15 protein-coding genes and 1 pseudogene are annotated in these 18,193 nt (G+C 70.5%); 12 read left to right on the top strand and 4 right to left on the bottom strand.

The annotated features are described in order from the left end of the window. The first annotated feature begins 20 nt into the window (after window positions 1–20). Both ACFYV1_RS01130 and ACFYV1_RS01125 read left to right on the top strand, forming a co-directional pair. Entirely contained in the window at window positions 21–848 is an 828-nt protein-coding gene (locus tag ACFYV1_RS01130) for an SDR family NAD(P)-dependent oxidoreductase (protein WP_389393228.1), read from the top strand. After that, window positions 848–2,032: a zinc-dependent alcohol dehydrogenase gene (locus ACFYV1_RS01125; RefSeq protein WP_389394539.1), complete on the top strand. Its 1,185-nt coding sequence runs from the start codon at window positions 848–850 to the stop codon at window positions 2,030–2,032. Before ACFYV1_RS01130 ends, ACFYV1_RS01125 begins: the two co-directional genes overlap by 1 nt. Before the next feature lie 39 nt (window positions 2,033–2,071). Here the strand turns inward: ACFYV1_RS01125 and gdhA are convergent, their stop codons facing one another. Both gdhA and ACFYV1_RS01115 read right to left on the bottom strand, forming a co-directional pair. Next, window positions 2,072–3,427, bottom strand: coding sequence for an NADP-specific glutamate dehydrogenase (gdhA, locus tag ACFYV1_RS01120; RefSeq protein ID WP_389393227.1), 1,356 nt, complete (start codon window positions 3,425–3,427; stop codon window positions 2,072–2,074). Between the two features lie 364 nt (window positions 3,428–3,791). Further along, window positions 3,792–4,244: an Lrp/AsnC family transcriptional regulator gene (locus ACFYV1_RS01115; RefSeq protein ID WP_389393226.1), complete on the bottom strand. Its 453-nt coding sequence runs from the start codon at window positions 4,242–4,244 to the stop codon at window positions 3,792–3,794. Window positions 4,245–4,353: 109 nt separating this feature from the next. Here ACFYV1_RS01115 and ACFYV1_RS01110 point away from each other — a divergent pair, with 109 nt between their 5' ends. The 5 genes and pseudogenes from ACFYV1_RS01110 to ACFYV1_RS01090 all read left to right on the top strand — a co-directional run bounded on the left by ACFYV1_RS01110 (window position 4,354) and on the right by ACFYV1_RS01090 (window position 10,267). Next, on the top strand, window positions 4,354–4,971 hold the full coding sequence (locus tag ACFYV1_RS01110) for a LysE family translocator (RefSeq protein WP_389393225.1): 618 nt from the start codon (window positions 4,354–4,356) through the stop codon (window positions 4,969–4,971). 51 nt (window positions 4,972–5,022) lie between these two features. Then, window positions 5,023–5,178, top strand: a pseudogene (locus tag ACFYV1_RS01105) (DUF4442 domain-containing protein); the annotation flags it as partial. A gap of 590 nt (window positions 5,179–5,768) precedes the next feature. Continuing rightward, window positions 5,769–7,109 (top strand): TrkH family potassium uptake protein, encoded by a 1,341-nt coding sequence (locus tag ACFYV1_RS01100; RefSeq protein WP_389394538.1) that lies wholly within the window; start codon window positions 5,769–5,771, stop codon window positions 7,107–7,109. Continuing rightward, the gene (locus tag ACFYV1_RS01095) at window positions 7,102–7,791 is read left to right on the top strand and encodes a potassium channel family protein (protein WP_389393224.1); all 690 of its coding nucleotides are present in this window, start codon (window positions 7,102–7,104) and stop codon (window positions 7,789–7,791) included. Before ACFYV1_RS01100 ends, ACFYV1_RS01095 begins: the two co-directional genes overlap by 8 nt. Before the next feature lie 727 nt (window positions 7,792–8,518). Continuing rightward, on the top strand, window positions 8,519–10,267 hold the full coding sequence (locus ACFYV1_RS01090) for an amidohydrolase (RefSeq protein ID WP_389393223.1): 1,749 nt from the start codon (window positions 8,519–8,521) through the stop codon (window positions 10,265–10,267). A 24-nt stretch (window positions 10,268–10,291) separates the two neighbouring features. Here ACFYV1_RS01090 and ACFYV1_RS01085 read toward each other — a convergent pair whose 3' ends face one another. Next, window positions 10,292–10,825 carry a helix-turn-helix transcriptional regulator gene (locus tag ACFYV1_RS01085; RefSeq protein ID WP_389393222.1) on the bottom strand — a complete coding sequence of 178 codons (534 nt, stop codon included), beginning with the start codon at window positions 10,823–10,825 and terminating at the stop codon, window positions 10,292–10,294. 361 nt (window positions 10,826–11,186) lie between these two features. Here ACFYV1_RS01085 and ACFYV1_RS01080 point away from each other — a divergent pair, with 361 nt between their 5' ends. Next, window positions 11,187–11,876, top strand: a complete 690-nt coding sequence (locus ACFYV1_RS01080) for an adenosylcobinamide amidohydrolase (RefSeq protein ID WP_389393221.1) — start codon at window positions 11,187–11,189, stop codon at window positions 11,874–11,876. Window positions 11,877–11,946: 70 nt separating this feature from the next. On the opposite strand, the gene ACFYV1_RS01075 is transcribed toward ACFYV1_RS01080, so the two are convergent. Beyond that, window positions 11,947–13,749, bottom strand: a complete 1,803-nt coding sequence (locus tag ACFYV1_RS01075; RefSeq protein WP_389393220.1) for an FAD-dependent oxidoreductase — start codon at window positions 13,747–13,749, stop codon at window positions 11,947–11,949. A 268-nt stretch (window positions 13,750–14,017) separates the two neighbouring features. Between ACFYV1_RS01075 and ACFYV1_RS01070 the strand changes: the two genes are divergently transcribed. The 4 genes from ACFYV1_RS01070 to ACFYV1_RS01055 all read left to right on the top strand — a co-directional run bounded on the left by ACFYV1_RS01070 (window position 14,018) and on the right by ACFYV1_RS01055 (window position 18,180). After that, on the top strand, window positions 14,018–15,142 hold the full coding sequence (locus ACFYV1_RS01070; protein WP_389393219.1) for a SchA/CurD-like domain-containing protein: 1,125 nt from the start codon (window positions 14,018–14,020) through the stop codon (window positions 15,140–15,142). 73 nt (window positions 15,143–15,215) lie between these two features. Then, window positions 15,216–15,656, top strand: coding sequence for a cupin domain-containing protein (locus ACFYV1_RS01065; RefSeq protein WP_389393218.1), 441 nt, complete (start codon window positions 15,216–15,218; stop codon window positions 15,654–15,656). Beyond that, on the top strand, window positions 15,653–16,921 hold the full coding sequence (locus ACFYV1_RS01060) for a beta-ketoacyl-[acyl-carrier-protein] synthase family protein (protein ID WP_389393217.1): 1,269 nt from the start codon (window positions 15,653–15,655) through the stop codon (window positions 16,919–16,921). Before ACFYV1_RS01065 ends, ACFYV1_RS01060 begins: the two co-directional genes overlap by 4 nt. Then, on the top strand, window positions 16,918–18,180 hold the full coding sequence (locus tag ACFYV1_RS01055; protein WP_389393216.1) for a ketosynthase chain-length factor: 1,263 nt from the start codon (window positions 16,918–16,920) through the stop codon (window positions 18,178–18,180). The genes ACFYV1_RS01060 and ACFYV1_RS01055 overlap by 4 nt, the downstream gene beginning before the upstream one ends. Window positions 18,181–18,193 lie beyond the last annotated feature (13 nt).

Raw genomic sequence — 18,193 nt, 5'->3', positions numbered from 1 at the left:
GGGTGGGTACCCGTCGCTGCATGACCGACATCAGACCCCTGGCCGTTGTCACCGGTGCGTCCAGCGGCATCGGCTACGAACTGGCACGACAGCTCGCCGAGCGCGGTTTCGACCTGATCGTCAACGCCGAGGACGACGCACGGCTCCATGAGGCCGCCGAGCGGGTGCGCGCCGCCGGGGCGGCCGTCCAGGCGGTCCGGGCGGACCTGCGCGACTACGACGAGACCGAACGGCTCTACGCGGCGATCACCGCGACGGGCCGGCCGGTCGCGGTCGCCGCGCTCAACGCCGGCATCGGCCGGGGCGGCGCTTTCGTGGACACCGACCTCGCCGACGAGCTCTCGGTCGTGGACCTCAATGTCAGGTCGACCGTGCACCTGGCCAAGCGGCTGCTGGGGGACATGACCGACATGGACGAGGGGCGGCTCCTCATCACGTCGTCCATCGCCGCGACCATGCCGGGCTCCTTCCAGGCGGTCTACAACGCCTCGAAATCGTTTCTCCAGTCCTTCGCGCAGGCGCTGCGGAACGAACTCGAGGACACCGGAGTCACCGTCACCTCGCTGATGCCCGGCCCGACGGAGACGGACTTCTTCCGCCGGGCCGACATGGGCGACACCAGGGTCGGACAGCAGGACAAGGACGATCCGGCGCAGGTGGCCGAGCAGGGTCTGGACGCCCTCATGTCCGGCGTGGACAAGATCGTCGCGGGCTCGGCGAAGACGAAGGCGCAAGGGCTCGCGAACAAGGTGCTCCCGGACAGACTCAAGGCCGCGGCCCACCGCGGCATGGCCGAACCCGGCTCCGGAGACCGGCCGCGGAAGAAGCGTGAGGACGAGGAGGCATGATGAAAGCACTGACCTGGCACGGAAAGCGCGACGTCCGCGTGGACACCGTCCCCGATCCCCGGATCCGTGAGTCGACCGATGTGATCGTCAAGGTGACGACGTCCGGGCTGTGCGGTTCGGACCTGCATCTGTACGAGCTCTTCGGGCCGTTCATCGACGCGGGCGACATCCTCGGGCACGAACCGATGGGGATCGTCGAGGAAGTGGGCTCCGAAGTCACCCGTGTACGTCCCGGCGACCGTGTCGTCGTGCCCTTCAACGTGTCGTGCGGGACGTGCTTCATGTGCGCGCAGGGACTGCACTCGCAGTGCGAGACCACGCAGGTGCACGAGCACGGCAAGGGCGCGTCGCTGTTCGGGTACACGAAGCTCTACGGCCAGGTGCCCGGCGGCCAGGCCGAGTACCTGCGGGTGCCGTTCGGCAACACCCTGCCCATCAAGGTCCCGCAGGGCCCGCCGGACGACAGGTTCGTCTACCTCTCCGATGTGCTGCCCACCTCCTGGCAGGCGGTCGAGTACGCCTCCGTGCCGCCCGGAGGCTCCGTGGTGGTGCTGGGCCTCGGACCGATCGGCGACATGTGCACACGGGTCGCCGCACACCGCGGCGCGGGGCTGGTGATCGGCATCGACCGGGTGCCGGAGCGGCTGGCACGGGCGAAGGAGCACGGCGTGCGCACCTTCGACCTGGAGGAGTACGGCGACAAGATCGTCGACGCGGTCCGTGACCTGACCGACGGGCGCGGTCCCGACTCCGTCATCGACGCCGTCGGCATGGAGGCGCACGGTTCTCCGGTGACCAAGGGCGCCCAGCAGATGACCACCCTGCTGCCCGACGCGCTCGCCGCCAGGATGATGGAACGCGTCGGCATCGACTCCCTCTCGGCGCTGCATCTGGCGATCGAACTCGTACGCCGCGGCGGCACCATCTCGCTGTCCGGCGTCTACGGCGGCATGGCCGACCCGATGCCACTGCTGACCATGTTCGACAAGCAGGTGCAGCTGCGGATGGGGCAGGCCAACGTCTGGCGGTGGGTGGACGACCTGCTGCCACTCGTCACGGAAGGGGATCCGCTCGGAGTGGAGAGGTTCGCCACCCACCGCGTGCCGCTCACACAGGCTCCGGCCGCCTACGAGATGTTCCAGAAGAAGAACGACGGAGCCGTGAAGGTCCTTTTCACCCCCTGAACGGCACCCCGAGCGGCCCTTCGCGCCCGCGGCGGCCCGTCAGACGAGACCCTGGGCGAGCATCGCGTCGGCGACCCGCTCGAAACCGGCGATGTTCGCGCCCGTCACATAGTCGCCGGGGGCGCCGTAGCGGTCGGCGGTCTCGTGGCACACGCGGTGGATGTCCCGCATGATGGCCGCCAGCTCGTCCTCGACGCGGTCCGCGGTCCAGGTGTCCCGGGCCGCGTTCTGCCGCATCTCGAGAGCGCTGACGGCGACTCCCCCGGCATTGGCCGCCTTGCCGGGTCCGAAGGCCACGCCGGCCTCCTGCAGAACCCTGATCGCCTCCGGCGTGGTGGGCATGTTGGCCCCCTCGGCGACGGCCTTGACCCCGTTGCGCACCAGGGTGACCGCGTCCGCCTCCCCGAGCTCGTTCTGGGTGGCGGAGGGGAATGCCAGGTCGGCGGGCACGTCCCAGACGCTGCCGCCCGGCACGTAGCGGGCCGAGGCGCCGCGCCGCGCCGCGTACTCGCTGATCCGGGCCCGCTCGACCTCCTTGAGCTGCTTGAGGAGTTCGACGTCGATGCCCTTCTCGTCGACGACGTAGCCGCCGGAGTCCGAGCAGGTCAGGGGGTGGGCGCCGCTGCGGAGGAGCTTCTCGATCGTGTAGATGGCGACGTTGCCGGAGCCGGACACGACGGCGGCCTGGCCCTCGAGGTCCTCGCCGCGCGGCTTCAGCATCTCGGCCGCGAACAGCACACTGCCGTAGCCGGTGGCCTGGGTGCGGATCGCGGACCCGCCCCAGCTCTGCCCCTTGCCGGTGAGGACGCCCGCCTCCCAGCGGTTGGTGATGCGGCGGTACTGGCCGAAGAGGTAGCCGATCTCCCGCGTGCCGACGCCGATGTCGCCCGCGGGCACGTCGGTGTGCTCGCCGATGTGCCGGTACAGCTCCGTCATGAACGACTGGCAGAACCGCATGACCTCCGCGTCCGACCGGCCGTGCGGGTCGAAGTCGCTGCCGCCCTTGCCGCCGCCGATGCCCAGACCGGTCAAGGCGTTCTTGAAGATCTGCTCGAAGCCGAGGAACTTCACGACGCCAAGGTTCACCGACGGATGGAAGCGCAGCCCGCCCTTGTACGGCCCGAGGGCGCTGTTGAACTCGACGCGGAATCCGCGGTTGACGTGGACCGCGCCGCGATCGTCCTGCCACGGCACCCGGAAGATGATCTGCCGCTCCGGCTCGCAGAGCCGCTCGACGATGCCCGCCCGCGCGTACTCGGGACGGGCGGCGAACACGGGCGCCAGGGTGTCCAGCACCTCCCGCGCTGCCTGGTGGAACTCGGGCTGTGCCGGGTTGCGCCGCTCGAGTTCGGCACGGAGCGAGGCGAGTCGGTCCTTCGGGGATGACGGTGTCACAGATGTCCCTTCCTGCCATGGCGTCGGACGGTGCGGCGACGCCGGCCGGGGTGTCGCTGCCTGCGACCTGTACGGCCGGCCACCTGCCCGCCGTTCACCTCGGCCAGGATCACGTCGTTCGTGGCGGATTCGACGGCGCTGTCGAATGTTCGGCCATCAGTGTGGCGTACGACGGCCTTCCGCTGCCGACCGGCCTTCTCCGGGGCCCGCGCACCGCACCGCTCCGATCAAGGTGACGGTCCGCGTCAGCGCGCCGCCGGCCATGTGCTTTTTGACCCGCCGGTCAGCGGCAACGGCTTCCGGCAGAACGGTGTTCGTCGCGAGCTTCGCCACGAGAACCAGGCCGCCTGGGACCGGGCGCGGCTCATTCGGGCAGCGGCCTGTCCTGGACGACGTTCTTCATGACGAGGGTGGATGTCAGGCGCTGGACGCCGGGGAGGCGGGCGAGCTGCTGGTCGTACAGCTCCTGGAAGGAGGCCAGATCGGTGGTCGCGACCCGCAGCAGGTAGTCGGGCTCACCGAACAGGCGCTGCGCCTGGAGCACGTGCGGGACGGCGGCCACGGCCTCTTCGAAGGCGGTGACGGTGTCGGGCGTCTCCCAGCGCAGCGTGACGAAGACGAGGGCCTCGAAGTTCAGGCCGACGGCCGCCGGGTCGACGACGGCCCGGTAGCCGCGGATCGCGCCCTCGCGTTCGAGGTCGCGCAGCCTGCGGTGGCAGGGCGAGACGCTGAGCTGCACGCGAGCGGCCAGCTCGGTGACCGTCAGGCGGCCGTCGAGCTGCAGCTCGGTAAGAATCTTCCGGTTCAAGGCGTCCATGGAGAAGATTCTCCCCCGAACTCCGCGATCATGAGGTAAATACGCAAACACCTTCGGGCAAATCCGACCTAGCGTTCCCTCCAGAGCAAGACGCGAGAGGGAATGATCGATGGACACGACGACGCTGGCAGCCTTTCTGACGGTTGACCTGCTGCTGGTCTTCACTCCGGGCGCGGACTGGGCCTATGCGATCTCCGCCGGACTGCGAGGGCGCTCGGTCGTCCCGGCCGTCACCGGACTGATCGCCGGACACGCCGCCTACGCGCTCGTGGCCGTCGCGGGCCTGGCGGTGATCGTGGCGAGCTCCCCGACCGCGCTCACCGCCCTGACAGTGGCGGGCGCCGGCTACCTGTTGTGGCTCGGGTGGGGAGTCCTGCGCCGGCCGGCCGTTCCAGCGGCCGCTGGTGAGAGAACGGACGCCTCCCACCTACAGGTCCTGCTGAAGGGGTTCGGGATCAGCGGCCTGAACCCGAAGGCGCTGCTGCTGTACTTCTCGCTGTTCCCGCAGTTCATCGACCCGGCCACCGGTTGGCCGGTCGCCGCGCAGACCGGGCTGCTCAGCACGGTGCACCTCACCGCGTGCGCCGTCGTCTACCTCGCCGTCGGCGTCCTCGCCCGCACCGTCCTGAGCACCCGACCCTCGGCCGCCCGGATCGTCACCCGCATCAGCGGTGCCATGATGATCGCCATCGGCGCCCTCCTGCTGGTGGAACGCCTGGCCCGCTGAAGCCCCGCCGCCCGACACGGACCCGAAGGAGATCACGCAGGTGAAGACCGGATGCAGCAGGAACAGGCGAGCCCCGCGGTGCAAAAGCGCGTCCGGGACAGCTTCGATCGGCAGGGCCTGATGTCCCATCTCGGCGCCCGTCTCGCTCACATCGGCCCTGGCCGGGTACACATCGTGCTCCCGGCCCGCCCCGAGGTGACGTCCGAGCCGACGGCGCCCGCAAGCTCGTCGCGAATGGCCAGCAGACCCTGATCCGTGTGAGCACGACCGCCGCATAGTCCTTGAACGGCTGCGGGCCCGCTGCCCCGGCCTCACCGTGACCACGACCGCCGCTGACGGGGCCTCGACCAACTCGGCGTCACCGAGCAGACGGGCGTCCATCAGACCGTAATCACCCGCACCCGCACCCACGGCTCCGCGGTGACGCGCATCGCGTCCCCCGGGCGTGGGCGCGCGAGGGGCGGCAGTCCTGCGGGTGGGCACGAGGGCGGAAGCAGCGAGGCCGGCCGTCGCAGGTCGGCTTTCGAGGTGCGGCGGTTGGATCGCGTCGCCGGTTCCCCGTGGTGCCGGATCCGACTACGTGCCCTCGAGCGTCACTGGGGGTCTGCTGTCGTCGACCGGGTGCGCGGACAGGTCATGAGACAGCCGTGGGGGACAGCATCACGCACGTGGTGGCGCTTGGGCGTCAGGGCTGCGTATGGGAGTGCGGCGCTCGCATAAGGAGGGCGTTTGGATGGCTATCGTCGTCCAGTGCGAATGATCGAACTGTGGTCCGGCGCCGGTATGGAGTTGCGGTGGTGAGTGGGCGCTGGCCGCGTCTGCGGCATCCGGCGCAGGTCGTGGTGGCCGGGTTTGCAGTGGCAGTCGTGGTCGGCACCGTGCTGCTGATGCTTCCGGTCGCCAGACGGGGGCCTGGCGGGGCGAGTTTGCTGGAAGCCCTGTTCACGTCGGTTTCCGCGGTGTGCGTGACCGGGCTGATCGTGGTCGACACCCCCGTCTACTGGACCGGGTTCGGACAGGTCGTGATTCTGTGCCTGATCCAGATCGGCGGCCTGGGAATCATGACGTTCGCCTCCCTGCTGGTGGTGCTCGTCTCTCGCCGGATCGGGCTGAGGGCCCGGCTGACCGCTGCGACCGAGACCAAGACTCTGAGACTGGGCGACGTTCGGTCGGTCGTCTTCGGCGTGGTCAAAGTCAGCCTGCTGCTGGAAGCGATCACTGCGCTGACGCTGATGCTGCGTTTCGCCATCGGCTACGACAACTCGTGGCCGCGCGCACTGTGGCTGGGTGTCTTCCACGCCGTTTCCGCGTTCAACAACGCCGGCTTCGCCCTCTACTCGGACAGTCTGATGGGCTTCGTCACCGATACCTGGATCTGCCTGCCGATCGCCTGCGCGGTCATCGCCGGCGGTTTGGGGTTCCCCGTCCTGTTCGAGCTACGGCGCCGCTGGCGCAAGCCGTGGTCGTGGTCGCTGCACACCAAGATCGTGGTGTGGGCGAGCGCAATCTTCCTGGTCGGCGGCAGCGCGTTCATCACCGCGATCGAATGGACCAACCCCGCGACACTCGGGCCGCTCGACACACCCGGCAAGCTCCTGGCCGGCTTCTTCCAGGGCGTGATGCCCCGTACCGCAGGTTTCAACAGCATCGATACCGCACAGATGAACCCGGCCAGCTGGCTGGGAATGGACGTCCTGATGTTCGTCGGGGGAGCGAGCGCCGGCACCGCCGGCGGCATCAAGATCACCACGTTCGCCGTGCTGTTCTTCGTCCTGTACGCCGAAGTGCGCGGCGAGAGCGCGGTCAACATCTTCCACCGCCGCCTGCACGGTGACACCCAGCGCCAGGCACTGACCGTCGTCCTGCTGTCGGTGGCCGCCGTCGTCGGCTCCACGGTGGTGTTCATGGTCTTCACCGACATCAACCTCGACCAGTCACTGTTCGAGGTCATTTCCGCCTTCGCCACCGTCGGCCTGTCCACCGGCATCACTGCGGACCTGCCCACTGCGCAGCAGGTCCTGCTGATCGCACTGATGTTCATCGGCCGCCTCGGACCCATCACCGTCGCCTCCGCGCTCGCCCTGCGCCAGCGCGTCCGCCTGTACGACCTGCCCGAGGAGCGACCCGTCATTGGCTAGGAACCGCAGCCACCGAACCCGCCGCATCGCCCGGAACGACTCCGTCGTGGTCATCGGACTGGGCCGCTTCGGACGCGCGCTGGCGCTCGAACTCGTCGACGAGGACACCGAGGTCCTCGGCATCGACGAGAACCCGGAACTCGTGCAGCAGTTGTCCGGCTCCCTCACTCACGTGGTCCGGGCCGACTCCACCAAGGAGGACGTGCTCCGTCAACTGGCCGTTCACGAGTTCAACCGTGCCGTCGTCGCCATCGGAACCGACCTCGAGGCCAGCATTCTGACAGCCTCCCTGCTGGTTTCCTTCGGTATTCGGGACGTGTGGGCCAAGGCGATCAGTGAGGCCCACGGGCGCATCCTCACCCAACTGGGCGTCCACCACGTCGTTTACCCGGAGCACGACATGGGCCAGCGTGTCGCGCACCTGGTGCGCGGCCGGATGCTCGACTACATCGAGTTCGAGGATGACTTCGCCATGGCCAAGACCAACCCGCCCGCCGATGTCGTCGGCAAACGCCTCGGCGACAGCGCGATCCGCACCCGCTACGGGCTGACCGTGGTCGCCATCAAACGCCCAGGCGAGGGTTTCACGTACGCGACCGCCGACACGCTGGTCCGTGCCGACGACACCATCATCGTTGCGGGCCGCACCCGCGAGACCGAACGCTTCAGCGAACTGCAGTAGGCCGCCCGGGCATGCCGCCCCGAAGGATCACGGATCGCGCGGGATGAGTCCCCCTTTCGGTCAGGGCCGTATCCCGTATCAGAAGGGCTTGGGCGTCGAGGTCGTCTTGGCTGTCCGGTCCTCGGAGCGTCCGGCCCGAGCGACCTGCCTCCACGACCGAGAAGAGCGGACGAACACACCCGAACGCGCCGTCTACCGCGCTGCTGAGCGCCGAACGGACCGTGCATCGCCGCCGTCACCAGCCACAAACGCAGTGGTGCACGCGGCGACCGCTCACCATCCGTCGCGCCGGCCGGTTCGGCGGGCTGCCGCATCGGAATCAGAAAGCGCTTGCACGAAGGGTTGACGTCCCGCCACGCTGAGTGTTGGATTCCGGATAGCTGATCGAGGGCTCACGGAAGAGCCCCCTCTGCGCGGGCGCGAAGAGAGCAACGAGGCACAAGCACTGCCGTGCCGAGGCGACTCGGGAGAGCAGTGGGACGTCCCTCCGGCTCAGCGAGTGGGAAGCCGGCAGTGGAGCCGGCGAAGATCTCAGGTTGACGGACAGAGCGGGGACGGGCGGCGCCCGAAGCGCCGGCTGGTCAGACGGGTCACCACAACGCCGCCGGTACACGGACTCGAAGGCATCGCTTCGGCAGCCGCCGATCACGCGGTCCTGCGCGGTTCCCTCGTCCCGCAGCGCGGCACGTAGTGGTCCTCTTGTCACTTCAGTGAGGGGAGTTGTCACGTGTGTGAGACCGACCACATAGAATCCTCCGGCTTCAGCCGCCGGGACATGATGGGGCTGCTCGCTGCCGCCGGCGCCGGACTGGCGGCCGGCCCAGGCCTGCTGGCGGATCCGGCGGCGGCAGCGGCGTCCGACCTGGCGCTCGATCCCAAGACCGTGCCGTCCAACACGGCGGACTACGAGGCGCCGACCCGCCTGGCCGCCGACTCGAAGGCCAAAGACGTGGCGCTGTCCTGGATCGACCGCCGCTCCGAGCAGATCCTCGGTCTGAACGACCGCATCTGGGAGTTCGCCGAGCCGTCGCTGGCGGAGTGGAACTCCTCGTGGGCCGAGGCGCAGTTCCTGGCGGCCAACGGCTTTACGATCGAGTGGGGTTCGGGCGGGATGCCCACGGCCTTCGTCGCGACGTTCAGCAACGGCAGCGGCTCCCCGGTCATCGGGTTCAGCGGCGAGTACGACGCGCTGCCCGGCCTCTCACAGGAGAAGGGAAAAGCGGAGCACTCGCCGCTGACGTACAACCACGACCCGTACTCCCCGACGTACGGCTACGGGCACGGTTGCGGCCACAACTCCCTCGGTGCCGCCGCTGCCGGGGCCGCGGCCGCGGTGGCCGACGCGATGAAGCGCCGGAACCTCGACGGCACCCTCAAGTTCTTCGGCTCCACCGCCGAGGAGCAGCTCGTCGGGAAATCCGTCGCGGTGCGGGCCGGTGTCTACAAGGGGCTGGACGCCTTCGTGGACTGGCACCCGGGCAGCAGCAACAGCACCGGCTGGGGTTCGAGCAACGCCCTGTACAGCACGGTCTTCCACTTCCTGGGCACCGACGGCCACGGCGGGTCCCCGCTGGGCGCCAGGTCCACGCAGGACGCGGTGGAGGCGATGGCCATGCTGACGGAATTCATCCGCGAGAGCGGCATGGCCCACACCGGCCGGCTGCACCACGCGGTCCGGCAGACGGGTCAGGCCCCGAACGTCTATCCGACCCTGTCGACCATCTGGTTCTTCGCGCGCGAAGGCAGCCCGGAGCGCGCGAGGATCCTGATGGACAGGGTCACCAAGTGCGCCGAGGCGGCTGCCCTCGCCACCGGCACCCGCATGGAGCGCCGCACCGTCGCGGGCGTGTGGAACAAGCTCGGCAACAAGCGCGGCGCGGAGCTGATGCACGCCAATATGACGCAGATCGGGGCACCGAAGTTCTCGGAGGCCGATCACCGGTTCGGCAAGGCGCTGCAGCGCGCGAACGGCGCGGAGGAGAAAGGATTCTCCGAGACGATCAGTGACCTGCGGCCCCCGGCCCCGGTCTTCATGGGCGGCGGATCCACCGACGTCGCGGACATCAGCTGGCAGGTGCCGACGATCTCGATGAGCACCGGGCACGAGCCGTCGGGGACGTTCAACCACTCGTGGCACCGCACGGCGTGCGGCGCCTTCAGCCCCGGGCACCTCGCGACCCTGGCCGCCGCCAGGTACCTGGCCGGCACCACGATCGACCTGCTCACTCAGCCGACCGTCGTGGCGGAGATGAAGGACGAGTTCGAACGCCGCACGAAGAAGGTCAAGTGGAACAGCATGCTGCCCAAGGACTACCAGCTGCCGCTGTACGAGCCGCCGCAGTGGTTCCTTGAGCGGACGGGCCAGGCGTGGCCGCCCAAGGGCGTCCAGTGGCCACCGCCCCGGGTGGTCTCCACGGAGCCGCGTGCCGACCTCGGACCGTCGCTCCCGCCGGAGAACCTGCCTCCGCTGGAATAGCGGCAACGGGCCCGGACCGCACGGTCAGCCGTCTTCCCGGAGCCCGGCCGCTGAGCCCGTGGCGTGTCCGTTCAGAGCCAGTGCCGCGGCCTCGCCCCGTGAACCGACCTCGAGCTTCCTCAGCACTCCGGTGACGTGGAACTTGACCGTGCTCTCGGTGACTTTGAGGGCCTCCGCGATGGCCTTGTTCCGCTTGCCCTGTGCGAGAAGCTGAAGGACCGCACGTTCCCGGGGGTTGAGGCTCGACAGTCTGTTCACACCGGTGCGCGAGGCCGGCGGGTCGAGCGGAAGGGAGATGCTCGCACGGCTCCCCCAGTCCGCCACGGCATCGAGGTCCACCGTTGCCCCGAGCGCGCGTGCCCGGCCCTCGAGCTGGCACGCGAGCGTGTGCGTGTCCACGTTCCCGGATTCGTGTTCCCGCACGTCGATCGTCAGCGACGTACCGTCACAGGTCCACGCGATGCGCAGGCGCGAGGGGCACGGTTGCGCGGTGAAGGCAAGCACCTGCCTGCCGACGTGGCCGGTCCAGAATGCTGCCGTGGCCGAGCAGAGCGGCATAAAACCGCGTTCATTCCTGACATGCGTGACAGAGCCGGCCCAGCTGCTGGGCATCGAAGACGTCGGTATGGAGCCGGAGGACCGGCATGCCCGCCACCTTGCCCATGCGGTGCGTAAGCCCCTGCTCGAACGTGCGAGTCTGCCCGACGAGTGGTTCGTCCCGCTGATGGCGGCAGCCGTATACGACCCGGACCCCAGCTTCTGCTTCACGAACTACTTGAAAGCACACTCGCATCCGCCCAGGTCCATCCCGACCCAACCCGGCAGGTCCGGGCCGGGATCCGCCCGTGAGTCCGCCAGCCTGCGGCCGGTGGGGGGCCGCCCTGTCCGGCTGTCCGTCTGGTCGGGTTAGGGTGCGGCAATGCTCCTCGCCGCCCCCGATCTCGCCGACTGCTCCGGCCTGCGCGACCTGCCGCTGCTGTCCCGCCAGGAGGGCGAAGGCACCTGGCCGATGCTGCTGTGGAGACCGGCCGAGGGCCGGCGGATGGTCTCCAGCGCCCTGCTGGGCGGCGGCATCGGTGAACGGGACTGGGTCCTCAACGCACAGGTCCCGCCCGGCTACCGGCGCCTCGACCCCGCCGCACACCTGGCCGAACTCGCGGCCTCTGCCGGGGTGTCGGGCCACGGCGTCGGCCTGATGACGGCCGCACACGTACGGGACAGGTGCCACGCCTCTGACGAGGGCGTGGAGGCCCTGGTGACGGCGGGCATCGGTGTACGCGGCTGGGCTGCCGTGCCCGCGCCCGGGCGGCCCGGCCCGCCCGCGGCCGGAACCGTCAACATCGTGGTGTCCGTGCCCGTCGCACTGTCCGACGCGGCCCTGGTCAACGCGGTGGCCACCGCGACGGAGGCCAAGGTCCAGGCCCTGCGCGACCTCGGCGTGGACGCGTCGGGCACGCCGACGGACGCGGTGTGCGTGGCGGCGCTGCGGCCGGGCGGTCCGGGGAGCGTCGAGTCCTTCGCGGGACCGCGGTCGGTGTGGGGCGCGCGGATCGCCCGCGCGGTGCACCGTGCGGCGTACGAGGCGTGCGGGCGGGCGGAGCAGGGCTGACGGGACCGCTGCGCGGGCCGGCCGTCCCGTCCGCCCTCGTCCAGCGCTCCGACGCACCGCCGCGCCCTTGTCATCCCCTCCGCAGCAGCGACGTCAGCGCCGTGAGCAGCGTCGTCTCCGGATCCGGGTCCAGTGCCGCCGCACGCCAGGCGACGAACCCGTCGGGGCGGACCAGGACCGCGCCCTCCGAGGTCGTGCCATGGGTCTCGGCCCAGTCCGCGCCCGCCTCCGGGACCAGGTCCGCCTCCGGGCCTTCGCCGACCCGGTACGCGTCCAGACCGACCGACAGCCTGCTCGCCACGATCTCCGCGGCGGTGACCCAGTCCTTGCCTCCCGGCCCGGTCAGCAGGACGAACGAGGTCTCGTAGAGGTCCAGCGTGGACAGCCTGCGGGCCGGGGTGCCGGGGCGGTGCAGCCACATGTGCGGGGCCCGGGTGCCCGGCGCGCCCGAGAGGTCCATCCGGTCCGGCACGGTGGGGAGTTCGGGATCGGTGCCGAGGACCGCGCCGCGTGTGTACCGGTAGCCCAGTACGACCGGCAGCAGCCCTCCGCGCGGACCCGCGGCCGCCGCGGCGGCGGGGGCCGGCTCGTATCCGGGGTGGCTGTGCTCGACGGAGCGCGCGGAGGCGCGGGCGCTGGTGGCCTGCGCCACGGGCCGGCGCTCCGCCTCGTACGTGTCGAGCAGCCCCGGCCCGGCCGCCCCGTCGAGTACGGCGGCGAGCTTCCAGGCGAGGTTGTGCGCGTCCTGGATCCCGGTGTTGGAGCCGAACGCCCCGGTCGGCGACATCTCGTGCGCGGAGTCGCCGGCGAGGAAGACCCTGCCCCGGCCGTAACGCTCGGCGACACGTTCCGCGGCGTGCCAGGGCGCCTTCCCGGTGATCTCGACGTCCAGATCGGGGGCGCCGACCGCGGCACGGATGATGTCGACGCAGCGCTCGTCCGTGAAGTCCTCGAGCGTCTCGCCCCGGTCGTACTGCCACGGTGCGTGGAAGACCCAGATCTCCTCGTTGTCCACCGGCAGCAGCGCGCCCTCCGCATCGGGGCCGGTCAGGTAGCAGACCACGAAGCGGCGGTCGCCGACCAGGCGGGCTAGGCCGCGGGAGTGGAAGGTGATGCTGACGTTGTGGAACAGGTCGCCGGGGCCGGTCTGCCCGATGCCGAGCCTCTCGCGCACCGGACTGCGCGGCCCGTCGGCCGCGATCAGGTAGTCGGCGCGCACGGTGCTGTCCCGGCCGGTCACACGGTCGCGGACGACGGCGGTGACGCCCTCGCCGTCCTGCTCGAAGGAGCGCAGTTCGGTGGAGAAGCGCAGATCACCGCCTTGTTCGACGGCGGCTTCCACCAGCACGGGCTCCAGGTCGTTCTGGCTGCACACGCACCACGCGGACGGACTGAGCGGGCGGCCCGGCCGGCCCCTGCCTCCCGGTGCCGCGCCGGCCCTCCCGCCGGCCGGGTCACCGGGCCCCGCTCCGGGCTTCGCTCCGGCCGTGCCACCGGGCCCCGCTCCGGGCTTCGCTCCGGCCGTGCCACCCGGTTTCCCGCCGGGCCCGTCGTCGGCCCTCTCATCGATCCGTGCGACCAGCCACTCACCGGCGTCGGCCACGGCGAGTGCCGGCGTCTGCAGGATGCCGTGGTTGTCCGCCAGGACGGAGGCCGCCTCGCGGATCCGTTCCTCCATCCCTGCCGAGCGGAACACCTCCATCGTGCGCAGGTTGTTGCCGCGGCCACGGGGGTGGACAGAGGTGCCCGCGTGCTTCTCGACGAGCACGTGTCCGATGCCGAGGCGCCCCAGGAACAGGGAAGCGGACAGGCCCACCAGGGAGCCGCCCACGATCAGGACCGGTACGCGATGTTGTTCGGCGTTCTCTTCCATGACTACTCCAGCTCCAGACGCCGGTAGGGATTTGGCGTTCTCCATGCCCGCGTTTCCTGCCCGCGCGACACGGCTTCGGCTCGCCGCTTCACCCGCGTGGTGCACACATCTCGCGCCACCCGTGTTACCGACACAGGATCGAAGCCGGACCACCACATCGCGTCAAAGGGTGGATTGCCGTCCGCATACGCCGGAACTTCTCGCTCGGATCTCCCGAGGGCCGACGTCGTGCCGCAGGCGGCCTCACTGACAAGGAGATGCGTGGAACATGACAATGCTGTCCGAACGTGTGTCTCAGTCCGCATTCGACGGCTCACGGCTCCGGGTCGTACTGCTGCTTGATCTCCAGGACGGCGCCCAGCAGCGCTTTCTCACGGCGTACGAGCACATGCGCAATCAGGTGGCCGCCGTCCCCGGTCACCTCAGCGACCAGCTGTGCCAGTCGATCGAGAATCCGTCGCAGTGGCTCATCACCAGCGAGTGGGAGAGCGCACCGCCCTTCCTGGCATGGGTGAACAGCGAGGAGCACGTCGACACCGTGCGGCCGCTGCACGACTGTGTGCGCGACACACGGTCGCTGCGCTTCAGCGTCCTGCGCGAGACGTCCGGCGTGAACGCCGCCCAGAGCGTCACGCACAGCGCCGGTGGCCTGCAGCCGTCGCCGAGGGTCGGTGACGGCGTCGTCCGTCACGCCCTCACCTTCACCGTCAAGCCCGGCAGCGAGCGGACGGTGGCCGAGATCCTCTCCGGCTACACCTCGCCCAGCGCCCAGGTCGACGACACCACGCGGCTGCGCCGCACCACGCTGTTCATGCACGGCAACCGTGTGGTGCGCACTGTCGAGGTGCAGGGCGACCTGCTGGCGGCGCTCCGGCACGTGGCCAGGCAGCCCGAGATCCGGGCGGTCGAAGAAGCCATCAACCCCTATCTGGAGCAGGACCGGAACCTCGACGACCCGCAGTCGGCACGGCTGTTCTTCACCCGCGCCGCCCTGCCCGCGGTCCACCACCTGGCTCCGCCCGGAGAACAGCACGCCGAGCGGGAGCGGCACGCGCTCCTCTACCCGGCAAAGCCCGGCTGCGGGATGGCTCTCGCCCGGCTGCTGGCCACGCAGGGCGAGGCCGCCGCGGACAGTCCCGGCTCCCACATCGACAGCAGCACCGTTTTCCAGCGCGACGACATCGTCGTACGCCTCGTCGACGTCCGGGGCCCCCTCGACGCCGACCCGTCGACCGTGATGGGCACCAACGGCCTGCGCAAGGCCGGTGTCCTGGCACGGCTGCTGGACACGGAAGCACTCGGCATCGACGACTCGTTCTCGGACGAGAAGGCGATGATCCGCCTGCTCGAGAGCTCCCGGATGCGTCTCATCACCGACCGCCGTGCCCGCTGAACCGCACAGCCGGCCACCCGCTGCCGTGCGACACCCCGAAGTCCGCGCGCCGCAAGGCCTGGAGGAACCAGTCATGACCACGACCCATCGCATCGTCGACCTGAGCGAGACACAGCCCAACCGCCGGCGCGGAGGCGACCTGCGCGCCATGCTCACCCCCACCGCCGTGGGCGCCACCAGCGGCTTCATGGGCCTGGCGCTCGTCGAGCCCGGCGACCGCATCGGCGAGCACTACCACCCGTACTCCGAGGAGTTCGTGTACGTCGTCGCCGGCGAGCTCGAAGTCGACCTGGACGGCGAACCGTTCGCCCTCCGCCCCGACCAGGGCCTGCTCATCCCCCCGTACGTGCGGCACCGTTTCCGCAACGTGGGCAGCACGCAGGCACGCATGGTCTTCCACCTGGGCCCGCTGGCGCCCCGGCCGGAACTCGGCCACGTCGACACGGAGGAGACCTCCGTGGAAGAGGGCGCCGGTGCGCACCTGCCGCCGGAACGAACGGGGTCGGTGTCGTGACCCGGCGTGTGGCGGTGACCGGCGTCGGCATCGTCGCACCAGGAGGTGTGGGCGCCCCGGCGTTCTGGGACCTGCTCTCGAGCGGCCGGACCGCGACCCGAGGGATCACGCTGTTCGATCCGACCGGGTTCCGCTCGCGCATAGCCGCGGAGGTCGACTTCGATCCGGCCGCTCACGGCCTCGGCGCCGCGGACGCCCAACGCGCCGACCGGTACGTGCAGTTCGCGCTCGTCGCCGTACGCGAGGCCATGGCCGACGCCGGGCTCGACGCGGCGACGCTCGATCCGTGGCGGACCGCCGTGTCGATGGGCACCGCGGTCGGCGGCACCACCCGCCTGGAGCGCGACTACGTGAAGGTCAGCAGTTCGGGCAGGCGCTGGGACGTGGACCACAGCGAGGCCGCTCCCCATCTGCACCGCGCCTTCTCCCCCAGCGCACTCGCCTCAGAAGTGGCCGAACTCGTGGGCGTGCAGGGCCCGGTGCAGACCGTCTCGACGGGCTGCACCTCCGGTCTCGACGCGATCGGCTACGCCTTCCACGCCATCGAGGAGGGCCGGGCCGACGTCTGCGTCGCCGGCGCGTCGGACTCCCCGATCTCACCGATCACGGTGGCCTGCTTCGACGCCATCAAGGCGACCTCGCCCAACAACGACGACCCCGCCCACGCGTCCCGGCCCTTCGACGCGAACCGGGACGGGTTCGTGATGGGCGAGGGCGGGGCGGTGCTCATCCTCGAGGAGCTGGAACACGCCCGGGCCCGCGGCGCGAACGTCTACTGCGAGATAGGCGGCTACGCCACCTTCGGCAACGCCCACCACATGACGGGGCTCACCCGTGAGGGCATGGAGATGGCGAGGGCGATCGACGACGCGATGGACCACGCCCGGCTCGACCGGACGGACATCGACTACGTCAACGCACACGGTTCCGGCACCCAGCAGAACGACCGCCACGAGACGGCCGCCGTCAAGAGGTCCCTCAAGGAGCACGCGTACGACGTGCCGATGAGTTCGATCAAATCCATGGTCGGTCATTCGCTGGGCGCGATCGGCGCGATAGAACTCGTCGCCTGCGTGCTGGCCCTGGCCAAGCAGGTCGTGCCTCCCACGGCCAACTACGAGACCCCCGACCCCGAGTGCGACCTGGACTACGTCCCGCGCACCGCACGCCCTCTGAGGCTGCGCAGCGTGCTGTCGGTCGGAAGCGGCTTCGGCGGCTTCCAGTCCGCGGTCGTCCTCACCCGACCGGGCGGGAGCGCACGATGAGCCCTGGCAACCACCGGCACGCACCGCGCACCCCCGTCGTCACCGGCATCGGTGTCGTCGCCCCCAACGGCGTGGGCGTCGAACCGTTCTGGAAGTCCACCGTCGAGGGCATCAGCGTCCTCGACCAGGTCAGCCGTGAGGGCTGCGGGCACCTGCCGTTGCGGGTCGCCGGCGAGGTGCGCGGCTTCGACCCCGAGTCGATGGTCGAGCAGCGTTTCCTCGTCCAGACCGACCGGTTCTCCCACTACGCCATGGCGGCGGCCGATCTCGCCCTCGCCGACGCAGGCATCGCCGAAGGCGCGTACGACGAATCGCCCTACTCCGTCGGGGTGGTCACGGCCGCCGGGTCCGGCGGCGGCGAGTTCGGCCAGCGCGAGCTGCAGCGACTGTGGGGACAGGGACCGAGCCATGTCGGTCCGTACCAGTCCATCGCCTGGTTCTACGCGGCGAGCACCGGGCAGATCTCCATCCGCGGCGGCTTCAAGGGCCCCTGCGGCGTCGTCGCCAGCGACGAGGCGGGCGGCCTCGACGCCGTCGCCCACGCCGCCGGCGCCGTCCGCCGCGGCACCGCGACCGTCGTCGTCGGCGCGGCGGAGGCCCCGCTGGCCCCGTACTCGATCGTCTGCCAGCTGGGCTACCGGGAACTGAGCACCTGCGACGACCCGGGCCGCGCCTACCGGCCCTTCACGCCCCAGGCATGCGGCTTCGTGCCCGGTGAGGGTGGCGCCATGCTCGTCGTGGAGGACGAGGAGGCGGCCCGCGGACGGGGCGTCAGGGTCCGCGCGACGGTCGCCGGCCACGCCTCGACCTTCACCGGGGCCTCCCAGTGGGAGAAGTCACGCGAAGGGCTGGCGCGGGCGATCGGCGGAGCCCTGGACGCCGCGGGCTGCTCGCCCGAGGAGGTCGACGTGATCTTCGCGGACGCGCTGGGACTGCCCGACGCCGACCGGGCCGAGGCGCTGGCGATCACCGACGCGCTCGGCGCGCACGGCTCACGGGTACCGGTGACCGCCCCCAAGACCGGAACCGGCCGGGCGTACTGCGGGGCACCGCTGCTCGACACCGCCGCCGCGGTGCTGGCCCTGGAGCACGGCCTCGTGCCACCCACCCCTCATGTCTTCGACGTGTGCCACGACCTGGCGCTGGTGACCGGCACGGCCCGCCCGGCGGAGCTGCGCACGGCACTGGTGCTGAGCCGAGGACTGATGGGTTCGAACTCGGCGCTCGTGCTGAGGCGCGGCGCCGACACGCCCTCGTGAGAAGGAGAACGTC

Source organism: Streptomyces sp. NPDC003023, assembly GCF_042888225.1.
GTDB lineage: Bacteria > Actinomycetota > Actinomycetes > Streptomycetales > Streptomycetaceae > Streptomyces.
This window is presented reverse-complemented; position numbering and strand designations above follow the sequence as displayed.